Consider the following 15,848-nt stretch of genomic DNA (forward strand, 5'->3'; position numbering starts at 1 on the left):
CTCGCTCACGAAGCGACGGGGCGTGCGAGGGCGCCCACTCCCGCGACCCCCGACCTCCGGCACGCGTCGGAGATACCTTCCGAGATCGAGCGGACGAGCCTCGGGCCCTCGTAGACGAGCGCCGTGTAGAGCTGCACGAGACACGCGCCGGCCTCGAGGCGCTCCACGGCGTCCTCGGGGCTCGAGATTCCACCGACCGAGACGACCGGGACGTGACCCTCGAGCCGCGCGACGAGATCCTTCAGGAAGGCGAGCGAACGCGGCGCGAGAGGCCGCCCCGAGAGGCCCCCGACGAGCGCCTTCGCATACTCGGGTGCGCCGTCTCGAGAGAGCGTCGTGTTGGTCGCGACGATCCCCGCGACGTCGGCTTTCCGTACCTCGGCGACGAGCGCGTCGAGGTCGTCCGGGGTGAGGTCCGGCGACACCTTGAGGAGGACCGGGGGGCTCGAGGACGACCGGGCGCGCGCCTCGGACACTGCGGCGAGGAGCCTTCGGACGTTCTCTGCACTCTGCAAGCTTCGGAGGCCCTCGGTGTTGGGGCTCGAGACGTTGATGGTGACGTAGTCGGCGACGTGAGCCACCTCGCCGTAGAGGGGGGGGTAGTCGCGAGGTGCGTGGTCGAGCGCGACGTCCTTGTTTTTCCCGATGTTGACGCCGAGGACGCCCGGGAGTGGGCCGCGCGCGCGGAGCCGCTCGAGCCGACGTACGACGACCGCTGACCCTTGGTTCGGGAACCCGAGCCGGTTCACGAGCCCGCGCGCCTCCCGGACACGGAAGAGCCGCTCGCCGTCGTTGCCGGGCTGCGGGCGGCGGGTCACGGTGCCCACCTCGACGTGGCCGAAGCCGAACGCGAACGACGCGGGGACGGCGACCGCGTCTTTGTCGTATCCCGCGGCGAGCCCCACGGGCGTCGGAAAGACGAGACCGAACGCGCGCACCTCGAGGCGCGTGTCACGGACGACGTGCGCCCGCGCGACCAGCGACAGCACGGGACCGGGGAGGCGAGATGCGGTCGCGAGGGCCACCTTGTGAGCGAGCTCCGGAGGGAGCCGGGTCAGCGCAGCGACCGAGAGACTCACGCGGCCTCCCCGTCGAGGAAACGGAGGACACGATCACGCTCGGACACGTCGATCTTGCCGAGCCCCTCGAGCGCGCGAACGAGCTCCCGGAGCGTGACGGCCGCGTGGAGGCGGACACCTCGCTCGGCGAGCAGCGCACGGGCCCCCTGCTCCCGGTCGACGAGGACCACCACGTCCTCGACCCGGAGGCCCGAGCTCGCGAGCGGCCCCATGGCCTCGAGCTTCGCGTCCCCGCGCGTGGCGATGTCGTCGAGCACGACCACCCGCTCGCCCTCGTGGAAGAGCCCCTCGATCGACGCCTTCGCGCCGTACGTCTTGGCCTGCGAGCGCGGGTACACGAGCGGACGATCCATGCGCATCGCCACGGCCGTCCCGATCGGGAGCGCCGCGTAGGGGAGCGCGGCGATGCGGTCGAACGAGAGCCCCTCGAGCATCGACGCGAGCACGTCGGCGACCTCGGCGAGCGCACGAGGGAACGTCACGAGGCGCCGGAGATCGACGTAGATGGGCGATTCTATTCCACTTTTCAGCGTAAACGAGCCGAAGCGCACGACCTCCGCGTCGAAGAGCGTGCGGGCGAGGCGGTCCACGAAGGCGGCGCGGGCGACGTCCGGCGTGGCATCGGCGGGCCTCGCGGCGGCGAGCTCGATGCGGTCGGCGAGGCTCGCGACGTACGCCCCCGGATCGGCCGCGTCGGCGACGGACCTCGAGACGTTCACGAGGAACCCGGAGCCGTCGGCTCGTCGCGCTGCCGCGACCGCAGCCTCCAGATCGCCTCCTTGCGCGCCCACGCCCGGCAAGAGCAGCCACGCGGACGGCGCGAGAGCACGCACACGGGCGATCGCGTCGGGCTCGGTGGCGCCCACGACGAGCCCCATCCGCGACGCATGCGGGGACGCGACGACGTCACGCACGACGCGCTCGTAGAGGGGCCCCCCGACGGCCAATCGTGCATCTTGCACACGTTCGGCCTCGGGGTTCGACGTGCGCGCGAGGACGAACAGGTCGAGCCCCGTCCCGGAGAGGAAGGGCTCGAGGGCGCCGACGCCGAGGTAGGGGCTCACGGTGAGCGCGCCGGCCCCGAGCGCGAGGGTCGCCGTGGCGTAGGCCGCGTTCGTCGGGCCGATGTCGCCCCGCTTCGCGTCGAGGAGACAAGGGATCTCCCGAGGGATGCGGCGCACGACCTCCTCGAGGGCCGAGACCCCCGCGGCCCCGAAGGCCTCGAAGAACGCCGCGTTCGGCTTGAACGCCGCGGCCCGGGCATGGGTCGCCTCGACCACGCGCATCGCCTCGGGGACGAGCGAAGAAGCGCGCGACACGCGTGGGTCGAGCCCGACGCACACGTGGGATCGGATGTCGCGCGCGCGCCGCGAGGCGGCCTCGAAGAAGCTCATGCCGGCCTCCCGAGCACCGCCGCCAAGAGCGCCATGCGCACGTACATGCCGTTCTCGACCTGGCGGAAGTAGGCCGCGCGCGGATCGTCGTCGACGGCCTCGTCGATTTCTCCCACACGGGGCAAAGGGTGCAATATCGCACAGGATTTCTTGAGCTTCGCGAGCACCTCGCGATCGACCCGATATCCTCCCCGCGCCGCTTCGTAGTCGGCCTCGGCGGAGAACCGCTCCTTCTGGACACGGGTCACGTAGAGCACGTCGGTCTCGGCGATGACCTCGTCGAGCGTCGCGTGGGTGGTCTGCTCGAGCCCTCGCTCGGCGAGCTCCGCGACCAGCGCCTCGGGCATGCGCACGACCGAGGGAGACACGTACCGCACCTTGACCCCGTAGAGCGAGAGGAGCTTCGCGAGCGAATGGACGGTGCGCCCGTACTTCAAGTCGCCGAGCAACGTCACGGTGAGCCCCTCGATCCGCCCGAGCTCTTCGTGGATCGTGAAGAGGTCGAGCAGCGCCTGGGTGGGGTGCTCGCCCGGGCCGTCTCCCGCGTTGATGATGGGCTTCTTCGCGGCGTCGGCGGCGATCTTGGCGGCCCCCTCCTCCGGGTGCCGGAGCACGATCACGTCGGCGTAGGCCTCGAGGGTCCTCACCGTGTCGCGCAGCGACTCGCCTTTCGAGACCGACGAGTACCTGACCTCGCTGATCGGGATGACCGACCCGCCGAGCCGGGTCATGGCCGCGAGGAAACACGACGAGGTGCGCGTCGAGGGCTCGTAGAAGAGGTTCGCGAGCACCTTCCCGCGTAGGAGGTCCGTGCCGCCGCGCTCGCGCACGAACGACCGCATGCGCCGGGCCGAGCCGAAGAGCTCGTCGATGTGGCCTCGCGAGAGGCCTGCCACGGTGAGGACGTCACGTCCACGGAGCCACTCGAGACTATCCACGGGGAACCTCCCTCACGTCGCGCCCCGTTCCGGCGCTGCCCTTGATTTCACCCGACGCGTAGACCTCGGCACCTCGGAGGACCACCCGCTCGACCCGGCCACGCACGGGCACGTCGTGGAACGGGCTCCACCCCGCGCGCGACTCGAACCGCGACTCGTCGAAGGCGAATTTCGCGTCCACGTCGACCTCCACGTAGGTGTCGGGTTGCTCGGGGAGCGCGAAGATCCGCCGCACGTTGGCGCTCATCTTGGCCTCCACGTCGGCGAGGGTGAGCTTCCCCTCGTGCACCGCCGTGAGGAAGAGCGAGAGCGCCGTCTCGAGCCCCGGAAAGCCTGGCGGAGGTGTGGCGCTCGCCTTCTCGGCTTTCGTGTGGGGCGCGTGATCGGTCGCGAAACAGTCGATCGTGCCGAGGTGCGCCCAGAGCGCGTCGACGTCGCTCTTCTCTCCGATGACCGGCCGCACCTCGCAGAACCCCGCCGCGAGCCGGTGCGACGACTCGTCCAAGAAGAGGTGGTGAGGGCACACCTCGCACGACACGCGCATTCCCTTGTCCTTCGCGCGGGCCACGAGCTCGATCTCGACCTTGCGCGAGACGTGACAGACGTGGAGCGGGCGCTCGGCGAGGTGCGCGACGAGGAGGGCCGACGCGAGCGAGTGCTCCTCGGCGTGCGCGAGCAGCGGAACGTCACGAGGGAACGTCGCCGCGTGCTCGACCAGCGCGCGAAGGCTCGCGAGCTTCAGGTCTCCGAACGTAGGGTCGAGGTAGAGCTTGAGCCCGGTCGAGCGCGGCGCGAGCCTCGCCACTTCCAGCATGTTGTGCTCGGTCGCGCCGAGATGAAAACCGTAGTCGCAGTAGGCCTCGGCGCGGGCCTCGGCCTGGTACTCGAGGAGCGCCGGCTCGGCCACGATCGCGGGGCGCGTGTTCGGCATCGCGAGGATGGTCGTGAAGCCCCCCGCGAGCGCGGCGCGCGTGCAGGTGGCGAAGTCCTCTTTGTGCCGCTGGCCTAGGCCACGAACGTGCACATGAGGGTCGGCGAGCCCGGGCAAACGTACGGTCGTCATGGTCCCGGGGAGATGCCGATACTCCCCCGCGCCCGGACCTCGTGTGTCTTTCGCGTGACAACCCGGAGTCCGACCTGCGCCGAGCGCTCCCCCTCCGGGCCGAAGGGCCGCGCCTCAGGGCAGGCGCTCGCCGTTTTTGTACCCGCCGAAGAGCCTGCGGATCTCGTGCTCGCGCGCGATGTGCTCCCACGAGGCTTGGTCGACGTGACCGTCGCACAAGAGCCCCAAGTGGAGGTGCGGCACGCCGTTGGCGCGGCCCGAGACACCGAGCCTCTCCCCAGCGACCACGCGGACGACCGCCGCGCTCCCTTCGGCCTTCGCGTGCACCAGCGAGGCCATGTGTGTATAGTACACATGCGTGACGCGGCGAGCACCGAGCGCGATCGGCGCGTCGAGCGCGAGCCTCACGGAGAACGGAGTGTCGAAGCGCCCGACCCACCGCGTGTGCCCGCGCTCCGAGTAGTCGAGGGTGCCCGCGGCGATGGCGTGGACCGCGAGGCTCGAGCCGCCGATGTCGAGCCCCGTATCGCCGTCGTAGCCGGCGAGGATCCCCCCGGGGAGTGGGCTCCGGAGCGCCACATTCCTCAAGAGTGACGAGAGGTTAGCTTCCTCCGCGCGGGCCACGCGAGGGCCCATGGCCGAGGCGGCGAGCACGAGCCCGAGGTGACGTCGACCGATGCGCATACCCTTCGTCGCGCGACGAAGGCGGATCGTGACACGACCCGCGACGCGATCGTCAGCGCGGCCCGAAGAGCGTCGCGGGGAGGATCGACTCGATCTGCTGGCGCGTGACGGTGCCCTGCTCGTCGACCGAGTAGTCGTCCTTCTCGATCTTGAAGGTGCGTGTCCCGGTGACGTTGGCGCGACCGACGAACCGGTACGGGATGACCGGGCTCGAGAAGGCCTCGCGCAACACGGCCACGGCGAGCTCGACGGGCATGGTGATCGGCACGCGCACGGGCGTGGTCGTGTCCGAGGGGAGCCAGAGGCCGTCCCCCGGGGCCTGGTAGTTGACGATGACCGGGTACTTGTTCGCCATGTACACGGTGCCGCTCACGGCCCGAATGGCCACGTCGTACGAGTTCGGGTTGTGGACGTCGAGCACGACGGTCATCACCACCCCGAGGCTCGGCGGGAACGTCGCGAGCTGCACGCCCGCGACCTCGGCGTGGTTGAGCCGCATGGTGGGCTTGCTCACGCAGCCGGTGGCGCCGAGCGACACGAGCCCGAGCATGGCGACGAGAGCGAGGTTTCGGGGAGCGAAAGAAGGAAGCTTCACCCGCACGAGCATACCGCCCCACCGGCACCGACGGAAAGCGCGGCGTCGATGCCCGGAGGGCACACGCGTCACACACACGGGGACGCGGATCCCGCGCCCCTCTCACTTCGAGATCGACGGGAGGCGGCCCTTCGGAGCATACTTCGCGCCCGATCATGAGCGAGAAAGAGTCCGAGAAGGGCGAAGAGCACGGCACGGCGCACATCGTCCAGTCGCTCGCGGTCAACCTGCTCATCGCGGCCATCAAGGCCGTAGCGGCGTTCTTCACCAAGTCGGGCGCCATGCTCGCCGAGGCGCTCCACTCGTTCTCCGACTGCGGCAACCAAATCTTGCTCCTCGTCGGCGTGCGGCAGGCGCGGCGTCCGCCCGACGCGAGCCACCCGCTCGGCTATGGGCGCGCGCTCTACTTCTGGTCGTTCATGGTCGCGATGATGCTCTTCACGGGCGGCGGGCTCTTCTCGATCTACGAGGGCTACGAGAAGCTCCACGCCCCCGAGCCGGTCGAGCGGGTGTGGCTCGGCCTCCTCATCCTCACGGTCTCGCTCGTGCTCGAAGGCGGGGCGACCCTGTCGAACATCAAAGAGCTGAAGAAGCGCGCCGGAAAGAAGCCCTTCTTCCAGTACCTGAAGTAGACGAAGGACTCGGACCTGGTCGTCGTGTTCGGCGAGAACTCGGCGGCCGTGCTCGGTCTCTCCTTGGCGATCGTGGCGCTCGGCTTGGCGTCGCTCACGAAAGACGGTCGTTGGGACGGCGCGGGCAGCATGGCCATCGGCGCCGTGCTCGTGGCGGTCGCCGTCTTCCTCGCCACCAAGGTCAAGTCGCTCCTCCTCGGCGAGGCCGCCGACCCGGAGATCGACGAGGCGGCTCGCCAGACGGCCCTCGAGTTCCCCGAGCTCCACCGCGTCCTGAACTGCATCACGCTCCAGCAGGGCCCGGGCGAAGTATTCGTATCCATTAAGATTTCTTTCCGGAGTGGGCTCGACATCGACGAGGTGTGCCGCATCATCAACCGCTTCGAGGAGAAGCTCCGCGGCCGCGTCCCCGAGGCGCGTTGGATCTTCGTCGAGCCCGACATCGACCGCGAGAAACGCGACCCGTCCGACCCGCCGCCCGCTCCGTAGATTCGGCGAGACGACGGCCCCGGAGCCCGGGTACGCTTTTCGTCCTATGCGACGCGTCCGCCCGCAGGGCCCCATCGACTTCACGCGCCTCGCGCTCACCCCGGAAGAGGGGTTCGTTCTCTCACGGGTCGACGGCCCGACGACCACCCGCGATCTCGTGGCGCTCACCGGGCTCGACGAGGCCCGTATCGACGCCATCGTCGACAAGCTCTCGGAGCTCGGCGTGGTGGACTCCGAGCCGAACGCGAGCGTCGCACCGCCGCGCCGCACCTCCGAGCTGCCCGAGGCCGAAGAGGCGACCGACGAGCCCGTCCCCGACGCGCCGACCGAGGACGAGCTGCTCGAGGCCTCGAGCGACGAGGACGAGGCCGACCCGGCCGGAGCCGAGGCCGCCGAGCGCAACTACCGGCAAATCTACGAGTGGACCTTTCGGGAGATGTCGACCGACGAGCGTGTGGTCCACGCGGAGCGCGCCCAGGGTCCCGACCTCTTCGCGCTCTGCCTCGACCCGGATCCGCGCGTTGTCTTCGCGCTGCTCAAGAACGCGACGTTCGGTCTCGACCACGCGAGGTACGTCGCGCTCTGGCACCGCACGCCGCAAGGCCTCGACCACATCGCGCGCGACGTCGCCTTCCTGCGAGACCGTCAGGTGGAGCGGCGCCTCCTACGAAACCCGCAGATCTCCGAGCCGCTCCTCTTGAAGCTGCTCTCTCCGAAGCGCCTCGTCGAGGTGTACAAGACCTGCATCGACCGCGAGATCCAGGAGCGCACGCGGCAAAAGGCGCGCTCCGTGCTCCACCGGCGCTGGGCGAGCGCGCCCCCCGAAGAGCGGGTGGAGCTGCTCCTCTCGACCGAGGCGCGCTGCCTCACGCTGCTCACCGGCTGCACGATCGACGCCCGCTCCGTCCAGATTCTGTGCGGCCGCTCGTCCTTCACGACGATGTTCATCACGAGCATGGCGCGCTTCTCGGCGGCTCCCCCGGCGCTGCTCGCGCACCTCTCGAAGCTGCCCCTCGTGAGGAAGAACCCGCAGCTCCGGCGGATGCTCCAGGCCCACAAAAACATGCCTGGCGACGCCAAACGAAGCCTCTGACCGCGGCCACCGATCGGTGCAAAACCTCGTGCCTTCGCGTAAGGTCGAAGGAGCACGGAAGGTAGACTCATGTCCGACATCGACGCCAAAAAGCAGCGGTTCGCCACGTTCCTCGTCGAGCGCCTCACCTCGCCCGAGGCCAAGCGCGAGCTCCGCGCGAACCTCGAGGCCATGTACGCCGAGCTCGAGGGCCGAACGCTCGCCGACGTACTCCCTCGCGAGGCGCTGCGAGCCGGGCTCGAGCTCGCCAAGCGGCCCGACGTGTACACGAAGCTCGTGTCGCGGATCGGCACGGCCGTGCACACGGAGGCGTACCCGCGTGTGCTCTCCCACGAGGCCACGCTCGGGAGCTACGTGCCGGCGGCGGCGCGCGCCAAGATCGACGAGCTTCTCGCCCGCCCGAACCTCGTCAACCCGAAGCTGGTTCGCGAGGTGCTCGCGCAGGAGGCCATGGAAGACCTCATGAAGGACGTGCTCTTCGACGCGCTGAAGGAGTTCAACGAGAAGGTGAACCCGTTCTTCGCCGAGTGGGGCATCCCGGGCATCGTCAAGAAGGTGATGCCCATCGGCTCGGGCGCGGTGCTGAAATCCCTCGAGACGGTGCGCGGCGAGTTCGACAAACGCCTCGACCCCGAGATCAAGAAGTTCCTCGGGGTGTTCTCGAAGAAGGCGCTCGACCGCACCGCGGGCCTCATGATCGAGAAGGGCGACTCTCCCAAGTTCGTCGAGCTCCGCAAGGCGGTCGCGCGATGGCTCTACGACCAGCCCGTGGGGGATCTCACACGCGCGGTCGACGCCGAGGCGGTCGGGCTCGGGCGGGAGGCCTCGATGCTCGTCGCGGCCGAGGTGGCGGGCTCGTCGCGGGTCGCGCGGGACGTCGACGCCTCGATCGACGCGTTCTACGCCAAACACTCGGGAGACACGATGCGGGCCATCCGTGCCGCCTATCACATCGATTTCGCTCCGGATTTTGACGCGCTGACCGAAGCGCTCTGGCCCTTGGTGGAGCGCACGGTGCGGAGCGACGTGTGCGTCTCTTGGGCCACCACGATCGTGGGCGAGTTCCTCGCGCGCGAGGGCTGAGGTGGACCGCGCGACGGCCGAGAGGCACGCCGAGACCGTGACCCTGGTGCTCGGCGAGCACAAGGGAGGCGCCCTCCTCGACGAGATCGCGTGGCCGAGATCCGTCGAGGAGGAGTTCTTCGCGAAGGGCGAAGGAGCCCTCCCGGCGCCCGAGGTCGCGTCACGCGCGGGCGACTACGACGACGAGATCGAGCACCTCGAACGCGCGCGCGACGAGCTCGCCGGCGACCACCCGATCCTCGCGTTCTTCCGCGAAGCGATAGGCTCGCAGATCGGCAAAGCGCGTCTCCTCTCGGCCGTCGGCACACCGAGCCTCGGGCTCGTCTCCAGGGAGATCTACGGCGGCGCGAGCACGACGTTCCTCGGCAAGACGAAGCTCGAGCTCGCGCGCCACCTGCTCGCGCGCATCGCGACGCACGGGTGGGATCGCGAGCGAAAGTTCGCCGACCCCGACATCACCGCCGAGGAGCTCAAGGAGCGCTTCGAGGCGAGGGTCGCCGCGCGCAGGGGCCTCGAGCTTCGCATGGTGGTCGACCCGAAGCTCACGTCGAAGGCCATCGCGGGATCGAGCCGCGTGCGCATCCGCGAGGGCGCCGTGTTCCACGGGTGGGAGGCCGAGGGCCTCTACCGGCACGAGATCGAGACCCACGCCTTCTCGGCGCAGAACGGCCAAAACCAGGAGTTTTTGCCCTTCTTGAAGGGAGGTGGGCCGCGCACCACCGAGACCCAAGAGGGGCTCGCCGTGTTCGCCGAGCTGACCCACCGCACCCTCGCCGTGCCGCGCCTCCGGCGGCTCGCGCTCCGGGTCATGACCGTAGCGATGGGGGAAGACGGCGCGAGCTTCCTCGACGTCTACCGGTACCTCACGCGCGACGAGGGCGTCGCCCCGCGCGACGCGTTCCTCGACGCGCAGCGCGTGTTCCGAGGCGGCGACGTGCGCGGAGGCAGCGTCTTCACGAAGGACACGGTGTACATCTCGGGGCTCCTCAAGACGTACGCGTTCCTGTCCGTGTTCGTGCGCGGGGGGCTACGCGACGAGACGGAGCTCGTGTTCGCCGGGCGCATCGACCTCGACGACATCGGGGCGCTCGTGTCGCTCGACCGGCTCGGCCTCGTCACGAGGCCACGGCTCCTCCCTCGGTGGCTGCGCGAGTGGGAGACGCTGCTCCCCTACTTCGCGTTCACGTCGTTCCTCGACGGCGTCGACCTCGGCCCGCTCGAGGCGCGCTACGCCGGCGTGATCGCCGAAGCGTCGCTCGTCGCGCGGCCCCCTCGCCGAGGCGAGGTAACCTAAGCTAACTTCGCGATATAATTCGCGATTTCATGAAGCGGCAGCACATGGTCGGCGAGGCCTGCGGCCACGATGGCGCCTGGCATTCCCGCGACGACGGCCGACTCGGGAGACTCGGCGATCACGATGCCCCCTTGTGCCTTGACCGCGCGCGCGCCCTCGACGCCGTCGTCGCCCATGCCGGTGAGCACGACGGCGACGGCCTTGTCTTTGGCCACGTTCGCGAGGCTCGTGAAGAGGCGGTTCGCGGAAGGGACGTAGGCGTCGGACGGGGCGGGCGCGACGACCCGCAGCATGAGCTCGCCGTCGATCCCCGCGTGCAGCTCGAGGCACTGGCGGCCCGGGCAGACGAAGGCCGTCTTCCGCGACGCGAGCTCGCCGCCTGCCGCTTCGCTCACGCGGAAGGTGCCGCGTTTGTCGAGGCGCTCGGCGAACGTGCGGGTGAACTTGTCGGGCATGTGCTGGGCCACGAGGATCGTCGCGTTGGTGCCCGCCTCGAGGCGCGAGAACACCTCGAGGAGCGCCGCTGGACCGCCCGTGCTCGCCGCGACGCCCACCACGTACTTCGGCGGAGCATAGGGCGGGCGGCTCTCGACCGCGACACGACGCACGGAGGCCACGCCGTCGACCGGGGGCACGCTTCGCTTCTTTTCGCCCCGCATCGAGCGGACCAGCAGCACCTTCTGGAGGACCTGCTCGCGGAGGGCCGTCGCGTCCTCGCCGATGTTCTGCGTGGGCTTGGCGACGAAGTCGAGCGCGCCGAGCTCGAGCGCCTTGAAGACGTTCTCGCGCTGCGAATAACTCGAGACGACGATGACCTGCGCGGGGAACTTCGACATGACGATGCGCAAGAACGTGAAGCCGTCCATCTTGGGCATCTCGAGATCGAGCGTGAGCACGTCGGGTCGGAGCTGCCCCACGAGCCGGAGCGCCTCTTCGCCGTCGGCCGCCTTCCCGACGACCTCGACCTCGGGCCGGCCCTCGAAGATCTCGGCGATGACGCGGCGGTTGTAGGCCGAGTCGTCGACGACGAGCAGTCTCAGGGGGCGGTCTTCTTTCATCGGTGCGCTCGTGCGGACGCCATCCGCCGGATACCCTTCATGAGAGAGGATGCCGGCGCCTTTGTAAACCCTCGAGGCCACCCGGCATCAGGGGAGCTCGGTCTTCCTCGGGGAACGAGGCTCGTCTCCGCCCTTGGCCGCGCGCGCGAGCTCCCCCAGGGGGGCGATGTCGATGACGAACGCCATGCCCGTCGGGGCATCGACGACGCCTACCACCCCGAGCGCGGCCTCGGTCGACACGAGCTCTCCCGTCGGTCGAGGGCCTCCCTCCACCGTCCCGAAGACGTCCGTGACGTGGTCGACGACGAGCCCCACGAGGCGCCCGTCGATCTCGACGACGAGCCATTTGGTCTTTCGGGTCGAGGCCTGGTGCTCCAAGCCGAAGCGCAGGCGCAGATCGACGACCGGCACGATTTTCCCGCGAAAATCGGCCACCCCGATCACGGCACGAGGCGCGCCCGGGAGGACCACCACCGAGAGCGGGTTCGTGACCTCGCGCACGTGCTCGACGCCCACGGCGTAGGTCACGTCGCCCACCACGAAGCCGACGAGGCTCTTGCGAGGATCGAGCCGCGGACGAGGCCCGCGCTTGCGTGGCCCGAAGGTCACGAGCGATCCTCCAGCACGGGCCGCAGATCGAGCAGCATGCACCAGGTCTCGTCGTTCCTCCCCACGCCCGCGACATGAGGCGGGGGATCGCCTCCGAGCACGTGCGGAGGCTCGATCTGCGTCGCCTCGAACCTCTGCACCCCCCGCACCTCGTCCACGAGCAAACCGAGGGTCTCCTCGCCCCCGTCGACGAGCAGGATACGCGTCCGGCGATCGCGCTCGAGCTCCGAGAGGCCGAAGCGACGCCGAAGGTCGAGCACCGTCACGAGCCGACCGCGCACGCTCGCGATGCCGGCGATACCACGCGGCGCGCGAGGGACCTCGGTGATGGGGAGGAGCTTCAAGATCTCTTGGATCGCCACGATGGGCAGGGCGTAAGGGTCCCCCCCGAGGTGAAAAATCAAGTATTCACCGGCAGTTACGGCCCACGGGCGGACGGCGGGCTCGCGCTCGTTCGGAGCGGGAGAGAGCGCGTGTGTGCTCGGCCGAGCGAGGGCGCGTTCGGGGCGACGGGTCATGCGCGCGCCTCGGGGAGGTAACGGACGTCGGCCGTGGTGACCACCTCGTCGAGCAGGGCGCCCGCGTCGAGCACGAGGCCGACGCGCTGATCGCCGAGCTCCGTCGCCCCCGCGAAACCTCGGACCGCGTGGAGGGAGCGCCCGAGCGCCTTGATGACGATGTCCTGCTGACCGAGGAGCCTGTCGACGACGAACCCCGCCCGCTTCGCGCCGACCGACACGATGACCACGTATTTTCGCATCGGCTCGCCGCGCTTGAAGTCGTCGTTCTCTTCGTACCCGAAGAGGTGAGCGAGGCGCACGAGGGGGAGCGTCTGGCCGCGTTGGCTCATGACCTCCCGCCCCTCGACGACACGGACCTCGCGCGGCTCGAGGAAAAAGGCTTCTTCCATGCTGCTGAGGGGCATGCAGAACGTGTGGCCCCCGGCCTCGAGCACGAGCACCGAGATGATCGCGAGCGTGATCGGGAGCGTAATCGTCATCTTGGTCCCGATGCCGAGATCGCTCGCCACCGCGACCACGCCACCGAGCCTCGAGATGTTCGTCTTCACGACGTCGAGGCCGACGCCACGGCCCGAGAGCTGCGTCGCCTCGTCACGCGTGGTGAAGCCCGGGGCGAAGACGAACGCGAGGACCTCCCCCTCGCCGAGCTGGCTCGCGTCCTCCGCCGTGGTGAAGCCGAGCCGGAGCGCGGCCTCGCGCACGGCCTTCGGATCGATGCCGCGCCCGTCGTCCTCCACCTCGATGACGACCTGATTTCCCTGCTGGAACGCGTTGAGCGCAATCGTACCGACGGCCGGCTTGCCCACGGCCATGCGCCCCTCACGCGACTCGATGCCGTGATCGATCGCGTTCCGGATCATGTGCATGAGCGGGTCCGAGAGCTCCTCGACGATGAGCTTGTCGATCTCGGTCTCGGCCCCGGTCACGACCAAATTCACGGGTTTGTCGACCTCGCGAGAGATCTGACGCACGGCCCTCGCGAGCTTCTCGAACACCTGCCCGAGCGGCACCATGCGCACCTCGAGGATGCCGTTCTGCATCTGCGTGAGGTGGCGATCGAAGGCGCGGTGGAGCCGTTGGACCTCGGCGTTGATCTCGCGGAGCGCGGGCGTCGCGCGGGTGCGGTCGGCGAGCCGCTCCACCTGGTTTCGCACGATCGCGAGCTCACCGACGATGTTCATGAGGTGGTCGAGGCGGCGAATGTCGACCCGCACCGTCTGGCTCACCGACCTTAGCGAGCCGACCCCTCCGGCGAGGCCCGTGCCGCCGTCGACGAGGTCGGCCCGGAGCGCCTCGGCCTCGGCCCGGAGCGACACCCCCGGAGCCGGCAGCCCCCCGAGCTCGGGGTCCTTCGGAGCCGGCCTCCCGGACGACGAGAGCCTGTCCGACCCCTGCGGGGAGGCGCGCTTCTTCACCTCTTCGATCGAGACGTTCGGCGCGGCGAGCTCCGCTACGAGATCTTGGCGCCCTTGTTTCGACGCGAGCAGGATCTCGAGCTCGACGGCGTCGGGATCGCCGCCGTCACCTGTGGGCAAATACGTAATGATTTCGCCGAGTGGGCGCGCTTTTGCCTTGAGCTCGTCGAGCGCCGTGTCGATCGTGGCGAGCGGGAAGCTCACCCGCATCCGGTAGAGCAGGTTCTGCGCCTGGAGGTTCACGCGGAGCCTGTGCTCCTCGTACTCGGTGAGCACGCCGAGCACTCCCGGATCGAGCTCGTACTGGGCGACGACTCCCGTGCCTCCGCCCGCGCTCGGGTCGGCCACACGCGAGAGCGACGCGAAGAGCTCCTTGACCTCGTCGGCCGGCTCCGGTCCGTCACCACGCGCCGCCGCGAGGATCCGTCCGTAGAGCTCCACCGCGCGGAAGAGCACGTCCATCACGGAGGCCGTGAGGTCGATGCGGCCGAGGCGAAGATCGTCCAGCAGCTCCTCGAGCTCGTGGGAGAGCCCCGACATCATGGCCACGCCGAAGAGGCCGGAGAGCCCCTTCATCGTGTGGACGGCACGAAAGACGTCGTTGACGAGCTCGGCGTCGCTCTCGCCCCGGCGCACGGCCTCGTCGAGCTTGAGCAGGTCGGAGCTCAGGCCATCGATGATTTCTTGGGCCTCCGAGAAGAAGTCCTCGCGGGCCTTGTCGCCGAGATCGGGCACGGCCAAATCGTATTTCACGAGGGCCTCCTGGGCCAAGGCGGTGACGAACGAACGTGCGGCGGGGCTTCGGAGCGTACGAAGGGGCGGACATGGGCTACGCTCTCGGCGTGACCGAACCGAAGCCGAAGACCGCGGCCCTCTTGCTCGTCGGCGACGAGCTTTTGTCGGGCAAAATCGAAGAGGCGAACATGGTGGTGCTCGCGCGGACGTTCCGCGGCATCGGCGTGGGCCTCCGGCGGGTCGTCACGATCCCGGACGACGTCGAGACCATCGCCCGAGAGGTGTCGGCGCTCGCGTCGTCGCACGACGTGCTCGTGACCTCCGGCGGCGTCGGGCCCACCCACGACGACGTGACGGTCGACGGGGTCGCGAAGGCGTTCGGGGTGCCGGTCGATCTCGATCCGCACCTCGTCGCGCTGCTGCGGGAGCACTACGGCGAGCGGTGCACCGAGAACCACCTGCTCATGGCGCGTGTCCCGCGGGGGGCTGCGCTCGAGACCACGGTCGACGTCCGATGGCCCACCATCCGGTACGCGAACACCTGGCTTTTCCCAGGCGTCCCCGAGATTTTTCGCCTCAAGCTGCCCGTGCTCGTCGAGAAGCTCGGCCGCGGTCAGGCCTGGCTATCGCGTGCAGTTTACACTCAAATGGACGAGGGCGCGTTGATGCCCTTGCTCGCGCCGGTCGTCGCCTCGTTCCCCGACGTGGCCGTGGGCTCGTACCCCAAGTGGGCCGACCCGACCTACAAGACCAAGCTCACGTTCGACGGCCAGGACCACGCGCGCGTCGAGGCCGCCAAAGCCGCCTTCGTGGCGCTGCTCCCCGCCGGCGAGCCTCAACGCGTCGACTGAGCGCCCCTCAGAACTTGATGCCGTTCTCGGCGCGGTGCTTCCACCACTTGTACCCGAAGTAGAGCGCGGGCACGGCCGCGATGGCCCCCGCCACCGGTGCGATCACGACCCCCGCTGCGACCGCACCGGCCGTGGCCACGCCGGCCACGATGCCCTTGCGTTGCCCCTCGGCGATGACATCCGAACGCGTCTTGCTCATGAGACGAAGCGTATCGCGCGGCGCCCGCCCGTCAACGGCTCGCGCCATGGTTTCGCGTGCGAAATGGCGCGGTTCGCGTACGCTCCGAGCGATGCCGGTGCGCCCCGCGCGCACGA

General features: G+C 69.5%; 17 protein-coding genes. 6 read left to right on the top strand and 11 right to left on the bottom strand.

All coding sequences use genetic code 11. The annotated features are described in order from the left end of the window. Positions 1-5: 5 nt before the first annotated feature. The 6 genes from IPK71_33390 to IPK71_33415 form a co-directional block, all read right to left on the bottom strand. Positions 6-1,079, bottom strand: coding sequence for a quinone-dependent dihydroorotate dehydrogenase (locus IPK71_33390; GenBank protein ID MBK8218652.1), 1,074 nt, complete (start codon positions 1,077-1,079; stop codon positions 6-8). Then, positions 1,076-2,473, bottom strand: a complete 1,398-nt coding sequence (pyrF, locus tag IPK71_33395) for an orotidine-5'-phosphate decarboxylase (protein ID MBK8218653.1) — start codon at positions 2,471-2,473, stop codon at positions 1,076-1,078. The genes IPK71_33390 and pyrF overlap by 4 nt, the downstream gene beginning before the upstream one ends. Further along, positions 2,470-3,411: an aspartate carbamoyltransferase gene (gene pyrB / locus IPK71_33400; protein ID MBK8218654.1), complete on the bottom strand. Its 942-nt coding sequence runs from the start codon at positions 3,409-3,411 to the stop codon at positions 2,470-2,472. The genes pyrF and pyrB overlap by 4 nt, the downstream gene beginning before the upstream one ends. Continuing rightward, positions 3,404-4,474 (bottom strand): amidohydrolase family protein, encoded by a 1,071-nt coding sequence (locus tag IPK71_33405; protein MBK8218655.1) that lies wholly within the window; start codon positions 4,472-4,474, stop codon positions 3,404-3,406. The genes pyrB and IPK71_33405 overlap by 8 nt, the downstream gene beginning before the upstream one ends. 114 nt (positions 4,475-4,588) lie before the next feature. Beyond that, positions 4,589-5,158, bottom strand: a complete 570-nt coding sequence (locus IPK71_33410) for a hypothetical protein (GenBank protein MBK8218656.1) — start codon at positions 5,156-5,158, stop codon at positions 4,589-4,591. Positions 5,159-5,210: 52 nt separating this feature from the next. Beyond that, entirely contained in the window at positions 5,211-5,753 is a 543-nt protein-coding gene (locus tag IPK71_33415; protein ID MBK8218657.1) for a hypothetical protein, read from the bottom strand. 155 nt (positions 5,754-5,908) lie between these two features. Here IPK71_33415 and IPK71_33420 point away from each other — a divergent pair, with 155 nt between their 5' ends. From IPK71_33420 to IPK71_33440, 5 genes are all read left to right on the top strand, one after another. Then, complete coding sequence (locus IPK71_33420) at positions 5,909-6,385, top strand: cation diffusion facilitator family transporter (protein ID MBK8218658.1); 477 nt, start codon at positions 5,909-5,911, stop codon at positions 6,383-6,385. A gap of 24 nt (positions 6,386-6,409) precedes the next feature. Then, positions 6,410-6,874, top strand: coding sequence for a hypothetical protein (locus tag IPK71_33425; GenBank protein ID MBK8218659.1), 465 nt, complete (start codon positions 6,410-6,412; stop codon positions 6,872-6,874). 46 nt (positions 6,875-6,920) lie between these two features. Then, the gene (locus tag IPK71_33430) at positions 6,921-7,967 is read left to right on the top strand and encodes a hypothetical protein (protein MBK8218660.1); all 1,047 of its coding nucleotides are present in this window, start codon (positions 6,921-6,923) and stop codon (positions 7,965-7,967) included. A gap of 69 nt (positions 7,968-8,036) precedes the next feature. Then, a complete protein-coding gene (locus IPK71_33435; GenBank protein ID MBK8218661.1) occupies positions 8,037-9,050 on the top strand; it encodes a hypothetical protein in 1,014 nt (337 codons plus the stop codon). Between the two features lies 1 nt (position 9,051). Then, a complete protein-coding gene (locus IPK71_33440) occupies positions 9,052-10,344 on the top strand; it encodes a DUF1704 domain-containing protein (protein ID MBK8218662.1) in 1,293 nt (430 codons plus the stop codon). On the opposite strand, the gene cheB is transcribed toward IPK71_33440, so the two are convergent. The 4 genes from cheB to IPK71_33460 form a co-directional block, all read right to left on the bottom strand. Beyond that, complete coding sequence (gene cheB, locus IPK71_33445; protein ID MBK8218663.1) at positions 10,341-11,402, bottom strand: chemotaxis-specific protein-glutamate methyltransferase CheB; 1,062 nt, start codon at positions 11,400-11,402, stop codon at positions 10,341-10,343. The two genes, IPK71_33440 and cheB, sit on opposite strands and share 4 nt — an antisense overlap. Positions 11,403-11,489: 87 nt before the next feature. Then, entirely contained in the window at positions 11,490-12,011 is a 522-nt protein-coding gene (locus IPK71_33450) for a purine-binding chemotaxis protein CheW (GenBank protein MBK8218664.1), read from the bottom strand. Continuing rightward, positions 12,008-12,529: a purine-binding chemotaxis protein CheW gene (locus IPK71_33455; GenBank protein ID MBK8218665.1), complete on the bottom strand. Its 522-nt coding sequence runs from the start codon at positions 12,527-12,529 to the stop codon at positions 12,008-12,010. Before IPK71_33455 ends, IPK71_33450 begins: the two co-directional genes overlap by 4 nt. Next, positions 12,526-14,682 carry a chemotaxis protein CheA gene (locus tag IPK71_33460; GenBank protein ID MBK8218666.1) on the bottom strand — a complete coding sequence of 719 codons (2,157 nt, stop codon included), beginning with the start codon at positions 14,680-14,682 and terminating at the stop codon, positions 12,526-12,528. The genes IPK71_33455 and IPK71_33460 overlap by 4 nt, the downstream gene beginning before the upstream one ends. A gap of 89 nt (positions 14,683-14,771) precedes the next feature. Here IPK71_33460 and IPK71_33465 point away from each other — a divergent pair, with 89 nt between their 5' ends. Then, the gene (locus IPK71_33465; protein ID MBK8218667.1) at positions 14,772-15,533 is read left to right on the top strand and encodes a competence/damage-inducible protein A; all 762 of its coding nucleotides are present in this window, start codon (positions 14,772-14,774) and stop codon (positions 15,531-15,533) included. A 7-nt stretch (positions 15,534-15,540) separates the two neighbouring features. On the opposite strand, the gene IPK71_33470 is transcribed toward IPK71_33465, so the two are convergent. After that, positions 15,541-15,732, bottom strand: a complete 192-nt coding sequence (locus IPK71_33470) for a hypothetical protein (protein MBK8218668.1) — start codon at positions 15,730-15,732, stop codon at positions 15,541-15,543. Positions 15,733-15,848 lie beyond the last annotated feature (116 nt).

It is taken from the genome of Myxococcales bacterium (assembly GCA_016712525.1).
Lineage (GTDB): Bacteria > Myxococcota_A > Polyangia > Polyangiales > Polyangiaceae > JAAFHV01.

Excerpts from the sequence above, each read along its gene's own strand:
- IPK71_33455 (MBK8218665.1), bottom strand. The coding sequence starts at position 12,529 with ATGACCCGTCGCCCCGAACGCGCCCTCGCTCGGCCGAGCACACACGCG.
- IPK71_33420 (MBK8218658.1), top strand. The coding sequence starts at position 5,909 with ATGAGCGAGAAAGAGTCCGAGAAGGGCGAAGAGCACGGCACGGCGCAC.
- IPK71_33465 (MBK8218667.1), top strand. The coding sequence starts at position 14,772 with ATGGGCTACGCTCTCGGCGTGACCGAACCGAAGCCGAAGACCGCGGCC.
- cheB (MBK8218663.1), bottom strand. The coding sequence starts at position 11,402 with ATGAAAGAAGACCGCCCCCTGAGACTGCTCGTCGTCGACGACTCGGCC.
- IPK71_33470 (MBK8218668.1), bottom strand. The coding sequence starts at position 15,732 with ATGAGCAAGACGCGTTCGGATGTCATCGCCGAGGGGCAACGCAAGGGC.
- pyrF (MBK8218653.1), bottom strand. The coding sequence starts at position 2,473 with ATGAGCTTCTTCGAGGCCGCCTCGCGGCGCGCGCGCGACATCCGATCC.
- IPK71_33430 (MBK8218660.1), top strand. The coding sequence starts at position 6,921 with ATGCGACGCGTCCGCCCGCAGGGCCCCATCGACTTCACGCGCCTCGCG.
- IPK71_33405 (MBK8218655.1), bottom strand. The coding sequence starts at position 4,474 with ATGACGACCGTACGTTTGCCCGGGCTCGCCGACCCTCATGTGCACGTT.
- IPK71_33435 (MBK8218661.1), top strand. The coding sequence starts at position 8,037 with ATGTCCGACATCGACGCCAAAAAGCAGCGGTTCGCCACGTTCCTCGTC.
- IPK71_33410 (MBK8218656.1), bottom strand. The coding sequence starts at position 5,158 with ATGCGCATCGGTCGACGTCACCTCGGGCTCGTGCTCGCCGCCTCGGCC.